The 16,521-nt window shown below is 63.6% G+C and carries 14 protein-coding genes; 8 read left to right on the top strand and 6 right to left on the bottom strand.

Annotated elements, in window-relative coordinates; genetic code table 11:
- The coding region (locus ACFE70_RS10940) for a transketolase family protein (RefSeq protein ID WP_375417779.1) at positions 1-942 on the top strand (942 nt) is incomplete at its 5' end.
- Between the two features lie 8 nt (positions 943-950).
- Here ACFE70_RS10940 and ACFE70_RS10945 read toward each other — a convergent pair.
- Positions 951-1,592: a hypothetical protein gene (locus ACFE70_RS10945; protein ID WP_375417780.1), complete on the bottom strand. Its 642-nt coding sequence runs from the start codon at positions 1,590-1,592 to the stop codon at positions 951-953.
- Positions 1,593-1,857: 265 nt separating this feature from the next.
- Here ACFE70_RS10945 and ACFE70_RS10950 point away from each other — a divergent pair, with 265 nt between their 5' ends.
- The 4 genes from ACFE70_RS10950 (at position 1,858) to ACFE70_RS10965 (ending at position 4,964) form a co-directional block, all read left to right on the top strand.
- On the top strand, positions 1,858-2,403 hold the full coding sequence (locus ACFE70_RS10950) for an RNA polymerase sigma factor (RefSeq protein ID WP_375417781.1): 546 nt from the start codon (positions 1,858-1,860) through the stop codon (positions 2,401-2,403).
- Positions 2,404-2,463: 60 nt separating this feature from the next.
- Positions 2,464-2,937: a hypothetical protein gene (locus ACFE70_RS10955; RefSeq protein WP_375417782.1), complete on the top strand. Its 474-nt coding sequence runs from the start codon at positions 2,464-2,466 to the stop codon at positions 2,935-2,937.
- A gap of 42 nt (positions 2,938-2,979) precedes the next feature.
- On the top strand, positions 2,980-3,489 hold the full coding sequence (locus tag ACFE70_RS10960) for a hypothetical protein (RefSeq protein WP_375417783.1): 510 nt from the start codon (positions 2,980-2,982) through the stop codon (positions 3,487-3,489).
- A 278-nt stretch (positions 3,490-3,767) separates the two neighbouring features.
- Positions 3,768-4,964 (top strand): aspartate aminotransferase family protein, encoded by a 1,197-nt coding sequence (locus ACFE70_RS10965; protein WP_375417784.1) that lies wholly within the window; start codon positions 3,768-3,770, stop codon positions 4,962-4,964.
- 63 nt (positions 4,965-5,027) lie between these two features.
- On the opposite strand, the gene ACFE70_RS10970 is transcribed toward ACFE70_RS10965, so the two are convergent.
- Positions 5,028-5,474 carry a TerB family tellurite resistance protein gene (locus ACFE70_RS10970; protein ID WP_375417785.1) on the bottom strand — a complete coding sequence of 149 codons (447 nt, stop codon included), beginning with the start codon at positions 5,472-5,474 and terminating at the stop codon, positions 5,028-5,030.
- Positions 5,475-5,715: 241 nt separating this feature from the next.
- Between ACFE70_RS10970 and pfkA the strand changes: the two genes are divergently transcribed.
- Entirely contained in the window at positions 5,716-6,687 is a 972-nt protein-coding gene (pfkA, locus tag ACFE70_RS10975; RefSeq protein WP_375417849.1) for a 6-phosphofructokinase, read from the top strand.
- Positions 6,688-6,820: 133 nt separating this feature from the next.
- Positions 6,821-7,504 carry a hypothetical protein gene (locus tag ACFE70_RS10980; RefSeq protein ID WP_375417786.1) on the top strand — a complete coding sequence of 228 codons (684 nt, stop codon included), beginning with the start codon at positions 6,821-6,823 and terminating at the stop codon, positions 7,502-7,504.
- A 126-nt stretch (positions 7,505-7,630) separates the two neighbouring features.
- On the opposite strand, the gene miaA is transcribed toward ACFE70_RS10980, so the two are convergent.
- The 4 genes from miaA to ACFE70_RS11000 all read right to left on the bottom strand — a co-directional run bounded on the left by miaA (position 7,631) and on the right by ACFE70_RS11000 (position 12,647).
- Positions 7,631-8,545 carry a tRNA (adenosine(37)-N6)-dimethylallyltransferase MiaA gene (gene miaA, locus ACFE70_RS10985; RefSeq protein WP_375417787.1) on the bottom strand — a complete coding sequence of 305 codons (915 nt, stop codon included), beginning with the start codon at positions 8,543-8,545 and terminating at the stop codon, positions 7,631-7,633.
- A gap of 170 nt (positions 8,546-8,715) precedes the next feature.
- Complete coding sequence (locus ACFE70_RS10990; protein ID WP_375417788.1) at positions 8,716-10,419, bottom strand: amidase; 1,704 nt, start codon at positions 10,417-10,419, stop codon at positions 8,716-8,718.
- Between the two features lie 163 nt (positions 10,420-10,582).
- Positions 10,583-11,359, bottom strand: coding sequence for a serine aminopeptidase domain-containing protein (locus tag ACFE70_RS10995; RefSeq protein ID WP_375417789.1), 777 nt, complete (start codon positions 11,357-11,359; stop codon positions 10,583-10,585).
- A gap of 97 nt (positions 11,360-11,456) precedes the next feature.
- Positions 11,457-12,647, bottom strand: coding sequence for a glycosyltransferase (locus ACFE70_RS11000; protein ID WP_375417790.1), 1,191 nt, complete (start codon positions 12,645-12,647; stop codon positions 11,457-11,459).
- Between the two features lie 155 nt (positions 12,648-12,802).
- Here ACFE70_RS11000 and ACFE70_RS11005 point away from each other — a divergent pair, with 155 nt between their 5' ends.
- Entirely contained in the window at positions 12,803-16,507 is a 3,705-nt protein-coding gene (locus ACFE70_RS11005) for a PAS domain S-box protein (protein ID WP_375417791.1), read from the top strand.
- The last annotated feature ends 14 nt before the right edge of the window (positions 16,508-16,521 follow it).

Here is a 16,521-nt window from a genome sequence, read left to right on the forward strand (position 1 = left end):
CCCTACGCCGACTCCAAAGACACCCGCAGCGGCTTCGGCGCCGGCCTGCACGAGCTGGGCCAGACGCACCCAAACGTCGTGGCCCTCTGCGCTGACCTCACCGGCTCGCTCAAGATGGATGCGTTTAAGAAAGACTTCCCGGAGCGGTTTTTCCAGGTCGGCATTGCCGAGGCCAACATGATGGGCGTGGCCGCGGGCATGACCATCGGCGGCAAGATTCCCTTCACCGGCACGTTCGCCAACTTCAGCACGGGTCGGGTATATGACCAGATTCGGCAGAGCATCGCGTATTCGGGCAAAAACGTGAAAATCTGCGCCTCCCACGCCGGCCTCACGCTGGGCGAAGACGGCGCCACCCACCAGATTCTGGAAGACCTGGGCTTGATGAAAATGCTGCCCGGCATGACCGTCATCAACCCCTGCGACTACAGCCAGACCAAGGCCGCCACCCTGGCCATTGCCGACTACGAAGGCCCTGTGTACCTGCGCTTTGGCCGGCCCGTAGTGCCCAACTTCTCGGCCAATCTGCCCTTTGAAATCGGCAAGGCGCTGACGCTCAACGAAGGCACCGACGTGAGCATCTTCGCCACCGGCCACCTGGTCTGGAAAGCCATTCTGGCCGGCAAGCTGCTGGCCGATAAAGGCATCAGCGCCGAAATCATCAACATTCACACCATCAAGCCTTTGGATGCGGAAGCCATCCTGGCGTCGGTGCGCAAAACCCGCTGCGTGGTCTCGGCCGAAGAGCACCAGCTCAACGGCGGTCTCGGCGACAGCATCGCGCAGCTTTTGGCCCGCGAAGAGCCGCTACCGCTGGAAATGGTCGGCGTCGATGACTCGTTCGGCGAGAGCGCCACGCCCGACCAGCTCATGGCCAAATACGGCCTGCTCGAAACCGACATCGTGGCCGCCGTAGCGCGCGTGATGGCGCGACGCCGGTAGTGACTGGCTTATTCTACTACCAATTTCGGCTCTTCACTGCGCAATTGTTGGGCCGCCTTCATCCCGCGAAAAACCACCACGCAGAAGAAGAAGCGGGCAATTAGGCCCCCTAGTGCTGGGCCTTGACCGCTTGCCAGGGATGCTCCAATGCCGAATAGGGCGTCTAAGACAAGTAGGGTGAGTGCGGTGGCAAAAGCCGGCACTGAGCGCCGGGTATAGCCAAGCCAGCCGAGCACTAAAAAAGCGAGGCCCTCTGCCAACGACGCCCAGCCTAGACCAAGTTGCTGCAATAGCTCAACTTGCCCTAATTCGGCGGCCAGTCCAAGTCCTACGTTCAGGCAACCCAAAAATAGTAGCATGTACCAACCTTGCTTCAGCCGTTCGTGCGGGTGAGTAGCGCTGCCGGGTACCGGCCGGGCGTCGAGCAACAATTCCAACTCCTGCAAGCCTTGGTTGCGAGCGAGGCGCGCCGTCAGAGTGCGGCCATCAGACAGCTCGTAGTGGTGGCCCTGGCGTAGCTCGTCGGTGCTGGACACTTTGCCGAGTGACTGCCCGTTGTGGAAAGCTTCAAAGTTGCGAAAAAACAGGCCCCACTTGACGGTTAGCACATCCGTTTGGGCATTGTCGAGGTAGAAATTTTTAGTAGGCATAGATCAAAATTAATAGGAGTAAATAATGGGAATAACTGAGATGATATTTCTGGTTTCGTCGGCCATTATTGGCATTGAGGCCACCAATATACTATATGAGTCATCACATTCACTATCAGTATTTCAGACCGAAAAAATCGTACTCAGCTTCGTATAAGTAGAGTACAGTATAACCTCGTTTTGGTCCTGAAATCGATTTCACAGGCTATTAAACCTCCGGCCCCCTACCCCCCTCTAACCGCCCGAACTCCCGCCCGCCGCCCGTTTGGAAGACGCCGAAATCCTTCTCAAATTTCAGGACCCCGCCAGCCGCAACCTGGCTTTCAACCAGCTCGTGCGCAAGTACCAGCAGAAGGTGTACTGGCACGTGCGCAAGCTGGTCATCGACCACGCCGACGCCGACGACCTCACCCAGGACGTATTCGTCAAGGTTTGGGAAAACCTGGCGAATTTTCGGCAGGACGCCCAGCTTTTCACCTGGATTTACCGCATCGCCACCAACGAGTGCCTGAGCTTTTTGGGCAGCAAGCGCCGCAAGTTCCTCCTGCCGCTCACCGACGTGGGCGCCGAGCTGGCCGCCAAGCTCGAAGCTGACCCGGCCCTGGCCGGCGATGAAATCGAGCTGACGCTGCAAAAAGCCATTCTCACCCTGCCCGACAAGCAGCGCCTGGTGTTCCACCTGCGCTACTACGATGAGATGCCCTACGAGCAGATGGCCGAAATAACGGGCACCAGCGTGGGCGCCCTCAAGGCCAGCTACCACCACGCCGTGCGTAAAGTCGAAGACTACGTGACCCGCGCCACTTCGTAGCCCAGCGGTCCTGCGCACCGGCCCCATTAAACCCTACCCCCCGCTTTTCATCCAACCGCCATGAAACCTGCCTTTCGCCTCGACCAGCACCCGCGCCGCGCCCAGCCTTTGCTGAGCGGGCCGCCGGCCGGCTACTTCGAGCAGCTGCCTCAGCGCGTGATGGACCGCCTGCCCCAACCCGAAGCCGAGACCGCCGCTGGCTGGGGCTGGCTGCTTTCCCTACCCCCCCGCTGGCGCACTAGTCTGGCTGCCAGCGCCTTGCTGACCGGGTTCGCGGCCTCGTTCTGGCTGAGCGCACCGGGCGGCCCGGCTGGAGCCCCCGCCTCGATAGCCTCGATAGCCTCGCTCGACGCGGTGCCGCAAACGGAGTTGGTCGGCTATCTGCTCGGCCCCGAAGCCCGCGTGGAGCCCACCGACCTGACGGAGCTGGCCGCGGCGTATCCGGACGTGAACAGCAGCATCCTGCACGCCTCCGATGCCGAAATTCTTGACGCGCTGGACGCGCAGCCCGCCGAGGAGCCCGCGGTTTTGTAAGCCTGCCTCCCTTTCCATAATTCCCTTTTTCCACCTCTCACGATGATTTCCCTACCCCCCTTCTTCCCGCTAACCCGCCTGCTGCTGGCCGCCCTGCTGCTCACGGGAACCGTAGCGCAGGCCCAGACGCCCGCTGCCTCGGCGGCGCCCCCCACCAGCCGCCCCGAGCGCCGCGCCGAGCGGGCGGGCCAGCTCGAAAACGCCAAGATTGCGTTTCTTACCAGCCGGCTTACGCTCTCGCCGGAGCAGGCCCAGCGCTTCTGGCCGGTTTATAATGAGTTCACGATTAAGCGCCGCGAGCTGAACCGCAACGGCCGCCAGCTGCGCCAGCCCAGCACGGCCACGCTCACCGACCAGCAGGTGCGCGACAACATCAGTCAATCCTTTGCCCTGCGCCAGCAGGAGCTGAACCTGGAAAAGGACTACTTTGACCGCTTCCAAAAGGTGCTGTCCATCCAGCAGGTCGGCCAGCTTTTTCAGGCCGAGCACGACTTCACCCGCGAAATCATCAAGCGCGTGGCCGGCCCCGGCGGCCGGCCGGCCCGGCGGTAGTTGTCCGAACCACGGATTTATCGGATTAAACAGATTGGCCGGATTTCGGGGACGACGCTGCTTTTTCCTTTTAGCCGCTGCGCCCGACAACCTTCACCAGCAGCATGTTTAACTTTAACAAAAAAGCCGCCTCGTGCGGCTTTTTTGTTGCTTTAGCTTGTTAAACCCGTTCCGTATCACCGAGCAGTTTTTCCCAATTGCCCCGCCTACTTAAGGGCAATGGCACCAAGCCAGAATCGTCCTCGAAATCCAACCAATCCGTTTAATCCGATAAATCCGTGGTTCAGACAAGCCGCCAGCTTTTCCTCCAGCACCAGGCCCAAACCTCCGACTTCCCGCTCTTGCTCGAAATCGAGCGTGCCGAGGGCGTGTACATGTACGGCCCCGACGGCCGGCGCTACCTGGACTTGATTTCTGGCATCGGCGTGAGCAACGTCGGCCACCGCCACCCGCGGGTGCTGGAAGCCATTCGGAATCAGCTCGATAAGTACCTGCACCTGATGGTGTACGGCGAGCTGGTGCAGGTCATTCCGGCCGAGTTGGCCCACGCGCTGGTCGAAACCCTACCCCCCCCGCTGGAGTCGGTCTATTTCACCAATTCCGGCGCCGAGGCCATCGAGGGCGCCCTAAAGATTGCCAAGCGCCATACCGGCCGCACCGAGCTGATTTCCTGCCTCAACGCCTACCACGGCTCGACGCACGGCGCCCTGTCCATCACCGGCTCGGAGAGCTTCAAGAACTCTTACCGCCCACTGCTGCCCGACGTGCGCCACCTGCGCCACAACGACTTCAGTGATTTAGCGCTGATTACCGAGCGCACGGCGGCCGTCATCATCGAAACCGTGCAGGGCGAGGCGGGCGTCCGCATCCCGGGTCCCTACTACCTGCCCGCCCTGCGCCGCCGCTGCCGCGAGGTCGGCGCGCTGCTGATTCTGGACGAGATTCAGTGCGGCTACGGGCGCACGGGCTCGTTCTGGGCGTTCGAGCAGTTCGGCATTGAGCCCGACATTCTGGTCTGCGCCAAGGGCATGGGCGGCGGGATGCCGATTGGCGCCTTTATCTCCTCCACTGAAATCATGTCGGGCCTGAAAACCGACCCGATTCTGGGGCACTGCACTACGTTTGGCGGGCACCCGGTGAGCTGCGCGGCGGCGCTGGCCACGCTGCGCGTCATCCAGGACGAAAACCTGGTGGCCGGCGTGGCCGCGAAGGCGGCACGCTTCCGGGCGCAGTTGCAACACCCAGCCATCCGGGCGGTGCGCGGCTGCGGCCTGCTGATGGCCGTCGAGTTCGAGTCGTTCCAGGTGCTCAAGCTCATCATTGACCACGCCCTGGCCCACGAAGGCATCCTGACCGACTGGTTTCTGTTCTGCGACAACTCGTTACGGCTGGCGCCGCCGCTCATTATCACCGACGAGCAGATTGACGAAGCCTGCGCGGCGCTGCTGCGGGCGATTAGTGAGGTCATCAATTAAAGAGGCGGTCATGCTGAGCGGGGCTCAGCATGACCGCCTCTTTAACCTACTGTCTCACCGCCGCTACCGCGCCGGCAACTCGTTGTAGTTCAGAAAAGAAAGGCTCTCTTCCTTGATGCGCTCGCGCGGAAAACCATCCTTGACGCCCATCGAGATTTTGCGGACCAGTACGCCCACGATGGCCTTGCGGAAGCCCAGCTTCTCGGCCATCATAATGCAGAAGTCCATCTCGGTCTCGTCCACCACGCCGTCGGCCAGCATCATGTCCACGAGGTCGAAAATCTGGTCGAAGCGCTCGGAGTCGGTGTTCGGAATATCGCTGCTCATGCCCTGGGCGCCGGATACCAGCGCCTTGACCTTGCCAGCATTGAGGCCGTTTTTCTGGCCTACGGCGACGATGAAGCTCATTTCCCGCTCGTCGATGTGGCCATCGGCCTTGGCCAAAGCGGCCAGGTTGAGCAAGTGGCTCTTGATTTTTTTAGCCTGTGCATTCTCAAAAAAATCAAACATAGGACGAGGGAAATGAGGGGTGGAGAGAGAAAAGCAGCTTGCGGCAGGCAAGGTAAGTCGGGACAGGACGAAAAACAAGGGCCAAAGCGTTGGTTTTTAACGTCGGCGGCCGAGAAAAGATAATTTTTTCTTCTTTAAGTAGCATGAGCCGTCGGAGCTGATTCGCCGAAGTTTTGCCACCTTTGTCCTGTTTGAGCCCCTAGCAACGCAGCACGGCTCGGCCTGACCTGATTTATTGATGATGAAACGAATTGGAGTATTTACCAGCGGCGGCGACTCGCCGGGTATGAACGCCTGTGTGCGGGCTGTAGTACGTACGGCCGTGTATCATGGCATCGAAGTGTACGGCATCATGCGCGGCTACAAGGGCATGATTAAGGGCGAATTCGTCAAGCTCGACTCGGCCTCGGTGTCGAATACGGTGCAGAAGGGCGGCACCATTCTCAAATCGGCCCGCAGCCAGACCTTCATGACCAAGGAAGGCCGGCAGCAGGCTTTCGATCAGCTCACCAACAACGGCATCGAAGGGCTGGTGGCCATCGGCGGCAACGGCACCTTCACCGGGGCCATGCTTTTTGAGGAAGAGTTCGGCATCCCGACGGTGGGCGCGCCGGGCACCATCGACAACGACCTCTACGGCACCGACTTCACCATCGGCTACGACACGGCCGTGAACACGGCCTTGGATTGCATCGACAAAATCCGCGACACGGCCGACTCGCACGACCGCTGCTTTTTCGTGGAAGTAATGGGCCGCGACTCCGGCTACATCGCCATTCCGTGCGCCATCGGCGGCGGGGCCGAAATCGTGATGGTGCCCGAAACGCAGATGAGCGTGGAGGCCGCCGTCGAGACCTTGCAAATTGGCTGGAAGCGCCACAAAACCTCGTTTATCGTCATCATCGCCGAGGGCGACGAGGAAGGCAGCGCCCACGCCGTGGCCGCCCGCGTCAAGGAGGCCATCCCGGAGCTGGACACCCGCGTGACGGTAATCGGCCACATTCAGCGTGGCGGCTCGCCGACCGCCGCCGACCGCCTGCTGGGGTCCCAAATCGGCATTGCCGCCGTCGAGGGCCTGCTCAACGGGATGAAAAACGTGATGGCCGGCATCATGGACCGCAAGCTGGTTTACACCCCCTTCACGGACACGATTAACAAGAAGAAGCCCCTGAACCAGAGCTTTATGCGGATGGTGGAGATACTGAGCGTGTGAAGCCGAAGTGAAGATTTAAGGTAAAAGACAGAACAAGCGGAATAATCCTGATATTGCTTCTCCCAATGCTTAAATGCGCGGGCGGGCAGCTACTCATCAGGCCGGTTTTTTCTACCCCCTTTCTTCTTTCACCATGACCCACTCCTTACCTTTTCTACTAGCGGTTCCGGTGCTGCTGGCCGCTGGCCTGCGGCCGGAGACGGCACAGGCGCAATGCTCACGTTCGGCTCGAAGCCACTGCGGCCGGCCGGCCCAGGCGGAATCAGCTGCCGCGCTAGTGTCAGCTGCGTTCCGGTCAGTGCTGGTGGGGGCCGGAACCGGCTTGAGCATGAGCGGCTCCGGCGATTATTTAATTTCGAAAACCCACCTTGAATACGCCCCGCAGCTGGGCCGGCACTGGCGGCTGGCTTCCCGGCTGGCCTACATCGGGGGCTCCCAGCCGCGGAAGCTGGGCGACCAGATTGTAATACCCCAATCGTACCGGGCAGTGAATTTGGAGCAGGAGATTCACTGGCTGCCATTCGGCGGAGGCCGGCTGGTTGAGTTTGGCGTGGGTGGGGGCGTTTTTGCCGGCTACGGGCGGGAGATGAGCATTCCGCAATCGGGCTATGGCCGCGATGCTAGCGGCAATCGCCGGTATTTCTACACTTCCAAGCGGGAGCAGGGTCTGCACGTTGGCTACATCGCCTCACTCTACGCTGATGTAGCCCTTGATCCGCGCGCCGACTGGCGCCTGGGCGGCCGGCTGGCCCTGCAAAATGACACCCGCGCCAATATCCTGCCCGGCGGACAACTCCAACTCAGCCGGGCATTATAACGGCTTGAAATGCAGACGCTGTCAGGCAGCGGCGAGCTGAACAAAGTAGAAATTGACATTAAAAAGACCGGCAACTTGGCAAGTTGCCGGTCTTTTCAGTTTAACCAAAGCCGAATTCCCTACCCCCTATTCCAGCGCAACCCACTGATACGCCGGGTCGCGGCGCAGCCAGCTGAGCTGCCGTTTGGCGTAGTGACGGGTGTTGCGCTGAAGCAGGTGCACGGCCTCGGGCCAGGCGTAGTCGCCATCGAGAAAGCCAAAAATCTCCTGGTAGCCCACGGTTTGCAGGGCCTGGTGGCGGCGGTAGGGCAGCAGGCTTTCGGCTTCGGCCAGCAAGCCCGCGGCCAGCATGTGCTCGACGCGCCGGTTGATGCGGGCGTAGAGGTCTTCGCGCGGGCGGCTCAGTGCCACTTTCACGACCCGGAAAGGCCGCGAATCGGCGGCTTCGGCGCGGCGGTGGAAGCTGGAAAAAGGCTGGCCGCTGGCGCGGCTTACTTCCAGGGCGCGTAGCACGCGGGCCGGATTCTGCGGGTCGATGCGGGCGTGGGCGACGGGGTCGAGCTGGGCTAATTCGGCGACGAGGGGGGGTAGGCCGTGCTCGGCCAACTCCTGGCGCAGGGCGGCGCGCACGGCCGGCGGCACCGGCGGCAGCTCATCCAGCCCCTCGGTGACGGCCTGCACGTAGAGGCCGGAGCCGCCGGTGAGGATGACCACCGGCAGGCGCTCAAACAGCCGCGCCAGCAGGGCCAGGCAGTCGGCGGCGTAGCGCCCGGCGCTGTATTCCTCCCTGATGCTGTGCGAGTTGATAAAGTGATGCACCACGCCCTGCATTTCCTCCGGCGTCGGCTTGGCCGTGCCGATGCTCAGCTCCCGGAAGAACTGGCGCGAGTCGGACGACACGATTTCGGTGCCGAGCTGCTGGGCCAGCGCTACGCTCAGCGCCGTTTTGCCCACCGCCGTGGGCCCGGCCACGACCAGCAGCACCGGCCGTGGGTCGGCGGCCGTGGGCGCGAGCTGGGCAAGGATTTCGGGAGGCAGCAAGGTAGTTTGCTTGGTGATAAATGATAAATGATAAATCAATGGAACATCATGCTGAACGCAGTGAAGCATCTCGCTCGCTGCACTAATTCAGTCGTCTGCTGCCATTGATTACTTACGCGGTAGAGATGCTTCACTGCGTTCAGCATGACGTTCCATTGATTTATCATTTATCATTGCAACGCCGGGTGTTTCTCCTCAAAGTCAGTGGCGTCCTGATACGCTTTAGCTAACGCCAGCAAGGTGCCTTCCTCATAGAGCTGGCCCATGAAGGTGATGGTGGTGGGCAGGCCGGCGGCGGTGAAGCCGTTGGGCACGGCCACGGCGGGGTGGCCGGTGAGGTTGGTGAGCGTCAGGTTGGCGCTGAACGAGGGCGCGATATAGGCATCGAGGCCCTTGAGCTGCGCGTCCATCTGCTCAATCAGCAGGCTGCGCACGCGCTGCGCTTGGATATATTCGACGGCCGGAATAAAGCGCGAGGAGCGGAACGTGTTCGGCCAGGCGAAGCGGTTTTGCAAGACCAGCTGCGCGTCGCGGCCCGAGCGGGTCAGCTCATCAAAGGCGGCGGCGCCCTCGGCCGTGAGCACGAAGCGCAGCGCGCCCGGCACAATGGCCGGCAGCTCCAGCGGCACCAGCTCGACGCCGAGCTTGCGCAGCACGGCCAGCGTGGCCTCATCGTTGGCCTTGGTGGGGTAGGCCTGGTCGAAAGCCGCCTTGATGTAGCCCACGCGCAGCTTTTTCAAGTCAGTGCCGAAGGCGTAGTGGAAGCGGTTGGAAGCCAGCAGCGTGACCGCGTCGCGGGCGTCGGGGCCGGCGGTGGTGAGGGCGGCTAATACAATCGCGCAGTCCTCGGCCGTGCGCGCCAGCGGGCCGGCCTTGTCCATGCTCCAGCTCAGGACCATCGCGCCAGCCCGGCTCACCCGGCCGTAGGTCGGGCGCAGGCCGGTCACGCCGCAGGCCGTGCTCGGGCTCACGATGGAGCCCAAAGTTTCGGTGCCGATGGCGAACGGCAGCAGCCCCGCTGCCACCGCCGACGCCGAGCCCGCCGACGAGCCGCTGGAGCCCCTGCTCACGTCCCAGGGCGTGCGCGTTTTGCCCCCAAACCAAACGTCGCCCTGCGCCAGCTCGCCCAAGGTGAGCTTGGCCAGCAGCACCGCGCCGGCTGCCCGCAGCCGCTCGACTACGGCCGCGTCCTCGTCCAGGATTTGCTCCTTATAAGGCACCGAGCCCCAAGTCGTTTTGTAGCCTTTGGCGCTGAATAAGTCCTTGACGCCGAACGGGATGCCGTGCAGCGGCCCGCGGTACTTGCCGGCTTTGATTTCCGCATCCGCCTGCCGGGCCTGCTGCCGGGCCAAGTCCTCGGTGAGGGTGATGACGCAGTGCAGCTGCGGGTCGTATTTTTTCAGCCGGGCCAGGAAAAAGTCGGTCAGCTCCAGCGAGGTGATTTGCCTGGTGCGCAGCAGCTCGCCCAGCTGCCGCACGGTGTAGAAGGCCAGCTCATCACGGCTCGTGGGCAGCATCACCTTGGGCACGGCGGGCAGCTTGCCGGCTGGGTCGGCTTTGCCGGGGTTGGTGGTGGCGGAGGGGGGTAGGGATTGCGCTGACAGCCGCAGGCGCAGCGGGCGCGGGTCGAAGCCCAGGGCCGGGGCCACGGAGTTGGGCAGCGGGATTTTGCGCAGCGCCTCGTAGCTCTCGCGGTAATTCGTCAGGTTGCGGCGCGTCGAGTCGAGCTGCGCGTCGCTGAAACTCAGGCCCATGAGCTGCTGGGCGGCGCGCAGCAGGGGCACCGTGATTTCATCGGGCGCAGCGGGCCGGGCCACGAAGCCGGCCGCGAAGCAGGCGGTGCCGAGCAGCAAGGGGGGTAGGGATTTTTTCAAGGCGAGATGGAGAGTGGAGTGAGGTAGAGGCGGACAAGCCGGGTAAGGTAATCGACCTGACCCGAGCGAGCCAACGCTTGGCGCGTCTGGCAAGCTATCTACCGGGGGTAAGTTTTCCCAAGCGCAGCTAAAAAACTGCGCCTACGCTAGTTCACGCCCAAACCTATGGCGTTTCCAGAAACCGGGAAACCCACTCGTTCATCTCTTGCTTCTGCTGCCGGGTTGCTCCGTCCTGCATTTTGTTGTGGGGGGTAGCGGGCAGCTTGATAATGGTTATTCCCAGTTCCGCCTGTTCGGCAGGGGTAGGCAGCACGCCGGGGTCGGCCACCTGGTCGCGGGAGCGCAAAGAGAAAACCTGGGGCTGCCGGGTGCGGGGCAGGGGCACGCGGCAATTATCGAAAGAGATGACTTTTTCCACCAAGGCAGGGTGCTCCTGGGCGAAAAGCATGACAATATCGCCCCCGTAGGAATGGCCCAGCAGCAGCACGTGCCGGGTATCCAGCGCGGGATTGCGGCGCTGCATGGCCCGAATAGCAAAGGCGATGTTTTCCCCCCCGCGCTTCCAGTAGGGATAGCGCGTCTGGCGGATATCTCCTGTTGGGGGGATGGGCGCGTCGGCGGGCAGGTCTTGCTGCAGGCTGACCACGTAGTAGCCGTGCGCTACCAGGTTCTGCGCCACAAACGAGTAGGCGGTGTTCTTGACGCCGTAGCCATGACTGAGCAGCGCCAGCTTGAGCTTTGTTGATGCCGCAACAGCCGCCGAATAATACGCGGCAATCGGGATGACCCGCTGGCGGCTGGAATCCAGCAGCTCAAACCGGGTAGTTTGCATCGGCACCGCCGGCGTTCGGGTAGCGGCTTGGCGCGGGGCCGGCCCAGGGTTCAGGCAGCTGCTGAGGAGCAGGCCAAGGCTCGCCAGCGCCACTGGTAATTGATTCATTTTGTGGCAAGCAGGCCAGCGCCAGCGAAATAAGTTATGCTGCAATCTATTTCTTTTCAACCCACTTCCTACCCCAGCAAGCGGCAACAGGCCCTCTTTATGGCGCAATAGCATCCGCGCCGACAGTTGATGAAGCTTGCGTTTTCAGCGGCACCACCTGCTCCCACCGCCGCAGCAGTTCCCGCTCCTCGTGCTGCCAATTCAGCCGGAGCCGGGCGCGGCGGCAGTTGGCGGCCAGCTGCTGGTAGCGGGCGGGCTCCTCGTAGAGCAGGCGGTTGAGGACGGCGGCCAGCGTGGCGGGCTGCAGGTCCGGCACCAGCTCGGCCACGTCGTATTCGTCGTTGAGGGCGCGGTATTCGGGGAAGTCGATGAGCACCTGCGGGATGCCGGCGTGCAGGTAGTCGAAGAACTTGTTGGCCAGCGAGTAGTAATAGCTCAGGCCGCTGTTTTCCAGCAGCATGACGCCCACGGCGGCCCGCCGCGTGACCTCGCGCAGCGCCGCCGGCCGCACGAAGCCGCGAAACTCGACTTGGCCCGACGCCAGCAAGCCCAGCCCGGCCGCCCGCGCCCGCAATTCCTCAGATAAATCACCTTCGCCGCACAGCACCAGCCGGCCGCGCACCGCCGGCATGGCGTCGAGCAGCGCCTCCAGGCCACGACCCACGTTGAGCACGCCCTGGTAGAGAACGTAGCGGTCCGGCGGCTCGGGCGCCGGCGGGGGGGGTAGGGAATCGGCTTCCTCGTCGAGGCGGCTCACGTTGCGCACCACGGCGAAGGGCCGGCCGTGGCGGGCGGCGAAGAGCCGGGCCAGCGCCGGGCCCACGGTGTACGCCAGCCGGGCGCGCGGCACGATGAAGTTTTCCACCCAGCGCCAGACGCGCTGCACGGCGGGTCGGGTCACGACTTCGGGCACTTCGGTGAACAGCTCGTGGGCATCATACACGAAGGGCTGCCCGCCCAGGCGCGCGCGCAGCCATACAGGCAGGGCCGTGTCGAGGTCGCAGGCGCACCAGGCCGCCGCGCGCCGGCCCAGCAGGAAAATAAACAGCCGGATATTGTACTCTATATAAAATAGTTTACCTTTCTCAAACCAGCCCCGCAGCCGGTGCTGCTCGTAGCCAATCCCTACCCCCCCTGGCAGCGGCAAAGAGGCCGGACGCTGCCAGCCTACCAGCAGCACACGGTAGCCGGCGGCGGCCAGGCTGCTGCCGATGCGCTGCATTCGCTGGTCGAAAACCAGGTCGGAGGTGACGGCAAAAACCAGTTGGGGCGCCAAAGTAGAATTCAATAATACAGCCGGTCTAAAATGGTAGGTAATCTGCTTCTTAACTTCGCCGCGCCGACGAGCTAGGCCCCTGGTTGCGCCAACCGGCGTTAAGAGCCCCAAACTTACGCGCGGCCGGCCCGCTGGCCGGCCGCCTACCCCCTCCCTCCTGCCCTCTCATGGCTGACCCGACGCTGACGCTTTCCTCCGCTGCCCCCTCCCCGACCCTGCTGCCGGCGCCGCTCCCCGCCGAGGTGCTCGACCAGCTGGAGCTGGCCTACGTGCTGACCGACCGCGAGGGCATCGTGCTGAGCGTCAATAACTTCTTTTTGCGCCTGAGTGGCTACGAGCGGGCCGAGGTGCTGGGCCGGCCCTACCACCAAGTGTTTGCCCTGCCCGCCGACCGGGCCGCGCGCCTGCGCACCTATCAGCGCAGCATCGCCGACGAGCACCTGCCCGAGCCCTACGACCGGCCCCTGCTCACCCGCGACGGCCACCTGTGCGTGGTGCAGTGGACTCCCGGCTTCGTGCGCGACGCCACGGGCCGCGTCACGGGCGCCTACCGCGTGGGCCGCGAGCTGGCCGACCGCAGCCAGGCCACGCAGCTGCTCACGGCGGGCGACCACAGCTACCTACAGGATTTTCTCGACAATGCCCAGGATTTAGTGCTCCAGCTCAGCGCTGAGAGCAACAATTTTCTCTTCATCAACCGCGCGGCCAAGGACAAGCTCGGCTACTCTGACCAGGAGCTGGCTTCGCGCACCATCGCCGACGTGGTGCACCCCTACTACCGGGCCAAGCTGCTCTACCAGCTGCGCCAGCTCGGCGAGGGCGAGCCGGTCAACAAGGTCGAAACCGTGCTGCTCACCCGCCTGGGCCGGCCGGTGCACCTGCTCGGCTCGCTCACGCCCACCGTCGAGGGCGGGCAGCTGCGGGGCGTGCGCGCCGTGCTCCACGACATCACCGACCGCATCAAGGCCGAGCGCTTGCAGAAGGTCTACTACAGCATCGCCAACCTGGCCATCAGCGCTAAGGACTCGGCCGCCCTCTACAAGGCCATCCACCGCGAGCTGAGCCGGGTGCTCAACACTAACAGCTTCATTATCGCCCTCTGCGACGACGAGCGCACGCAGCTGGAGTTTGTGTACGCCGTCGATGACATGCAGCTCGTGCCGGCCGGCACCGTGCCTTACTCCACGGGCCTGGTCGAGTACGTCATCAACTCCGGCGAGCCGCAGATGCTGACCCGCGCCCAGCAGCAGGCCCTGGTGAGCCGGGGCGAGCTGACGGCCTTCGGGCCGCTGCCGGCCATGAGCCTGTGCGCGCCGCTGCGCGTGGGCGAGCGCATCATCGGGGTGATGGGCGTGCGCAGCTACGACCAGCCCGATGCCTACGAGCCCGCTGACCTGGAAGTGCTCTACTTTATCTCCAGCCAGGTGGCCCTGGCCATTGAGCGCAAGCAGCAGGAAACCCGCCTCCAGCAGCAGAGCGCCCGCCTTAATGCCATCTTCGAGAGCGGCACCCACCTGATGTGGACCGTGGACGTGAAGGGCAAGCTGCTGAACTTCAACCGCAACTACGCCGCCTTTTTTCTGCGGCGCAACGGCACCTACCCCTACCCCGGCATGAGCCTGTGGCAGGCCGATTTGGCCCGCATGGAAGCCGGCGCCCGCGAAACCTTCGTGCGCTTCTACCAGGCCGCCATCGCCGGCCAGACCCAGCGCTTTGAGGTGTGGCTGCGCGATGCGAGCGGCAAAAACACCTGGGCTGACATCCACCTCAATCCTATCCGCCACGAGGACGGCTCGCTGGTCGAGATTTCGGCCATCGCCCACGACATTACGGAGCAGAAGCGCACCCAGCTGGCCTTGCAGGCGCAAGAAGAGAAGTTCCGCTCCATCTTCGAGTCGTTTCAGGATATCTACTACCGCACCGACGACCAGGGCCTGCTCACCATTGTGAGCCCCTCGGTGCGCGAGGTGCTGGGCTACGAGCCCACCGAGGTGATGGGCCGCCCCGTAGTAGACTATTACTGCGACCCGGAGGACCGCCACGCCCTGATGGCGGAGGTGACGCGCACCGGCGGGCTGCGCAACTACGAAACCCGGATGCGCCACAAGGACGGCCACGCCGTGAGCGTGCTGGTCAATGCCCGGGTGGCCGCCTCCGGCGTGAAGGGCACCGAGGGCATTGCCCGCGACATCAGCGAAATGCGCCAGATGCAGGATGAGCTGCGCCAGGCCAAGGATGCCGCCGAAGCCGCCCTCGCCGCCAAGTCGCAGTTTCTGGCCAACATGAGCCACGAGCTGCGCACGCCCATGAACGGCATCATCGGCATGATTGACTTGCTCGACCAGACCGTGACCGGCGAGGAGCAGCTCGACTACGTGGACACACTGCGCAAAAGCTCCGACGCGCTGCTGACCATCCTCAACGACATCCTGGATTTGTCGAAAATTCAGGCCGGCAAGCTGCGCCTGCAGGAGGCGCCGGTAGCGCTGGAAAGCGTGCTCAACCGCATCCGGGCCCTGTTCAGCTACCGCGCCGAGCAAAAGCGCCTGCGCTTCACCTACCACATCACGCCCCACACGCCGGTGTTCGTCGTCACCGATGAAATGCGCCTGCTGCAAATCCTGAGCAACCTGGTGTCCAACGCCATTAAGTTCACGAATCGCGGCACGGTCAGCATCGTGGTGAGCAGCGTGAGCACCGACGGCGAGCACCACACGCTGCGCTTCGCGGTGCAGGACTCCGGCATCGGCATCGCGGCCAACGCGGCGGCGCAGCTCTTCAATGCTTTCACGCAGCTGGATAACTCGCTCAGCAAGTCCTACGGCGGCACGGGCCTGGGCCTGAGCATCAGCAAGCAGCTGGCCGAGCTGCTCGGCGGCGAAATCGGGGTGCTCTCGAATGCCGGCGACGGCAGCGTGTTCTGGTTCACAATTCGCTGCCGCTCGGCGGAAAGCTCCGGCCCGGTGACTGACGACGCCGACGCCACCGCCGATGAGGTGGCCGGCCGACTCGCCTTCCGCCAGCCGCCGCGCATTCTGCTCGTCGATGACAACGCCATCAACCGCAAAGTCGGGCAGCGCCTGCTCAGCAAGCTCGGCTGCGACGTGGATAGGGCCAGCAGCGGCCTGAGCGCCGTCACCCGCGCTACGGCGCCAGGGCCCGGCTACGACTTGATTTTCATGGACATCCAGATGCCCGAAATGGACGGCGTGGCCGCCACCAAGGCCCTGCGCGAGCGGCTGGGTGCCGCCTGCCCGCCCATCGTGGCCATGACGGCTTACTCGATGGAGGAAGACGCTCAACGCTTCGTCGACCAGGGCCTCGACGACTACATTGCCAAGCCCGTGCGCAGCGAGGGCCTGCAGGACATGCTCGTGCGCTGGCTGCCGCAGCTGCTGGCTGAATCCGCTCCGGCCGAGGTGGAAGCTGAGGTGGAACTCGCCGCCCCCGCGGCCGAGCCGGCGGCATCTGCCAAATTCCCTACCCCCCCAGCCGCGCCCGAACTCAGCCCACCCGACCCGGCCCAGCCGCTGCTCAACCCCGAAACCTTGCAGCAGCTGCGCGAGCTGGGCGGGCCGGAGTTCGCGGCGCAGCTCTATGAGGAGTTTGAGGCCGAAGCCGGGCAGCTTATGGAGCAGGCCACCGCCGCCCTGGACGCGGCCGACCACGCCGCGCTGCTGCCGCTGCTGCACCAGCTCAAGGGCACCTCGGCCACGCTCGGGCTGGCCGCCATCGCCGAGCAGGCCCGCTCCCTTGAGCAGCGCCTCAAGCACGGCCGGCTGGAGAATATTGAGCCGGGATTTCAACTTTTAACGCATTACTTTGCACAGTTCACCGCCGACTACCCGGCGCTGGTAGCCCCGGCCGGCTAGGCTGACCCACTTCG

The organism is uncultured Hymenobacter sp. (genome assembly GCF_964243305.1).
Classification (GTDB): domain Bacteria; phylum Bacteroidota; class Bacteroidia; order Cytophagales; family Hymenobacteraceae; genus Hymenobacter.

Coding starts and splice junctions, on each gene's coding strand:
- ACFE70_RS10945 (WP_375417780.1), bottom strand. CDS start 1,592: ATGCCTACTAAAAATTTCTACCTCGACAATGCCCAAACGGATGTGCTA.
- ACFE70_RS10955 (WP_375417782.1), top strand. CDS start 2,464: ATGAAACCTGCCTTTCGCCTCGACCAGCACCCGCGCCGCGCCCAGCCT.
- ACFE70_RS10960 (WP_375417783.1), top strand. CDS start 2,980: ATGATTTCCCTACCCCCCTTCTTCCCGCTAACCCGCCTGCTGCTGGCC.
- ACFE70_RS10970 (WP_375417785.1), bottom strand. CDS start 5,474: ATGTTTGATTTTTTTGAGAATGCACAGGCTAAAAAAATCAAGAGCCAC.
- pfkA (WP_375417849.1), top strand. CDS start 5,716: ATGAAACGAATTGGAGTATTTACCAGCGGCGGCGACTCGCCGGGTATG.
- ACFE70_RS10980 (WP_375417786.1), top strand. CDS start 6,821: ATGACCCACTCCTTACCTTTTCTACTAGCGGTTCCGGTGCTGCTGGCC.
- ACFE70_RS10995 (WP_375417789.1), bottom strand. CDS start 11,359: ATGAATCAATTACCAGTGGCGCTGGCGAGCCTTGGCCTGCTCCTCAGC.
- ACFE70_RS11005 (WP_375417791.1), top strand. CDS start 12,803: ATGGCTGACCCGACGCTGACGCTTTCCTCCGCTGCCCCCTCCCCGACC.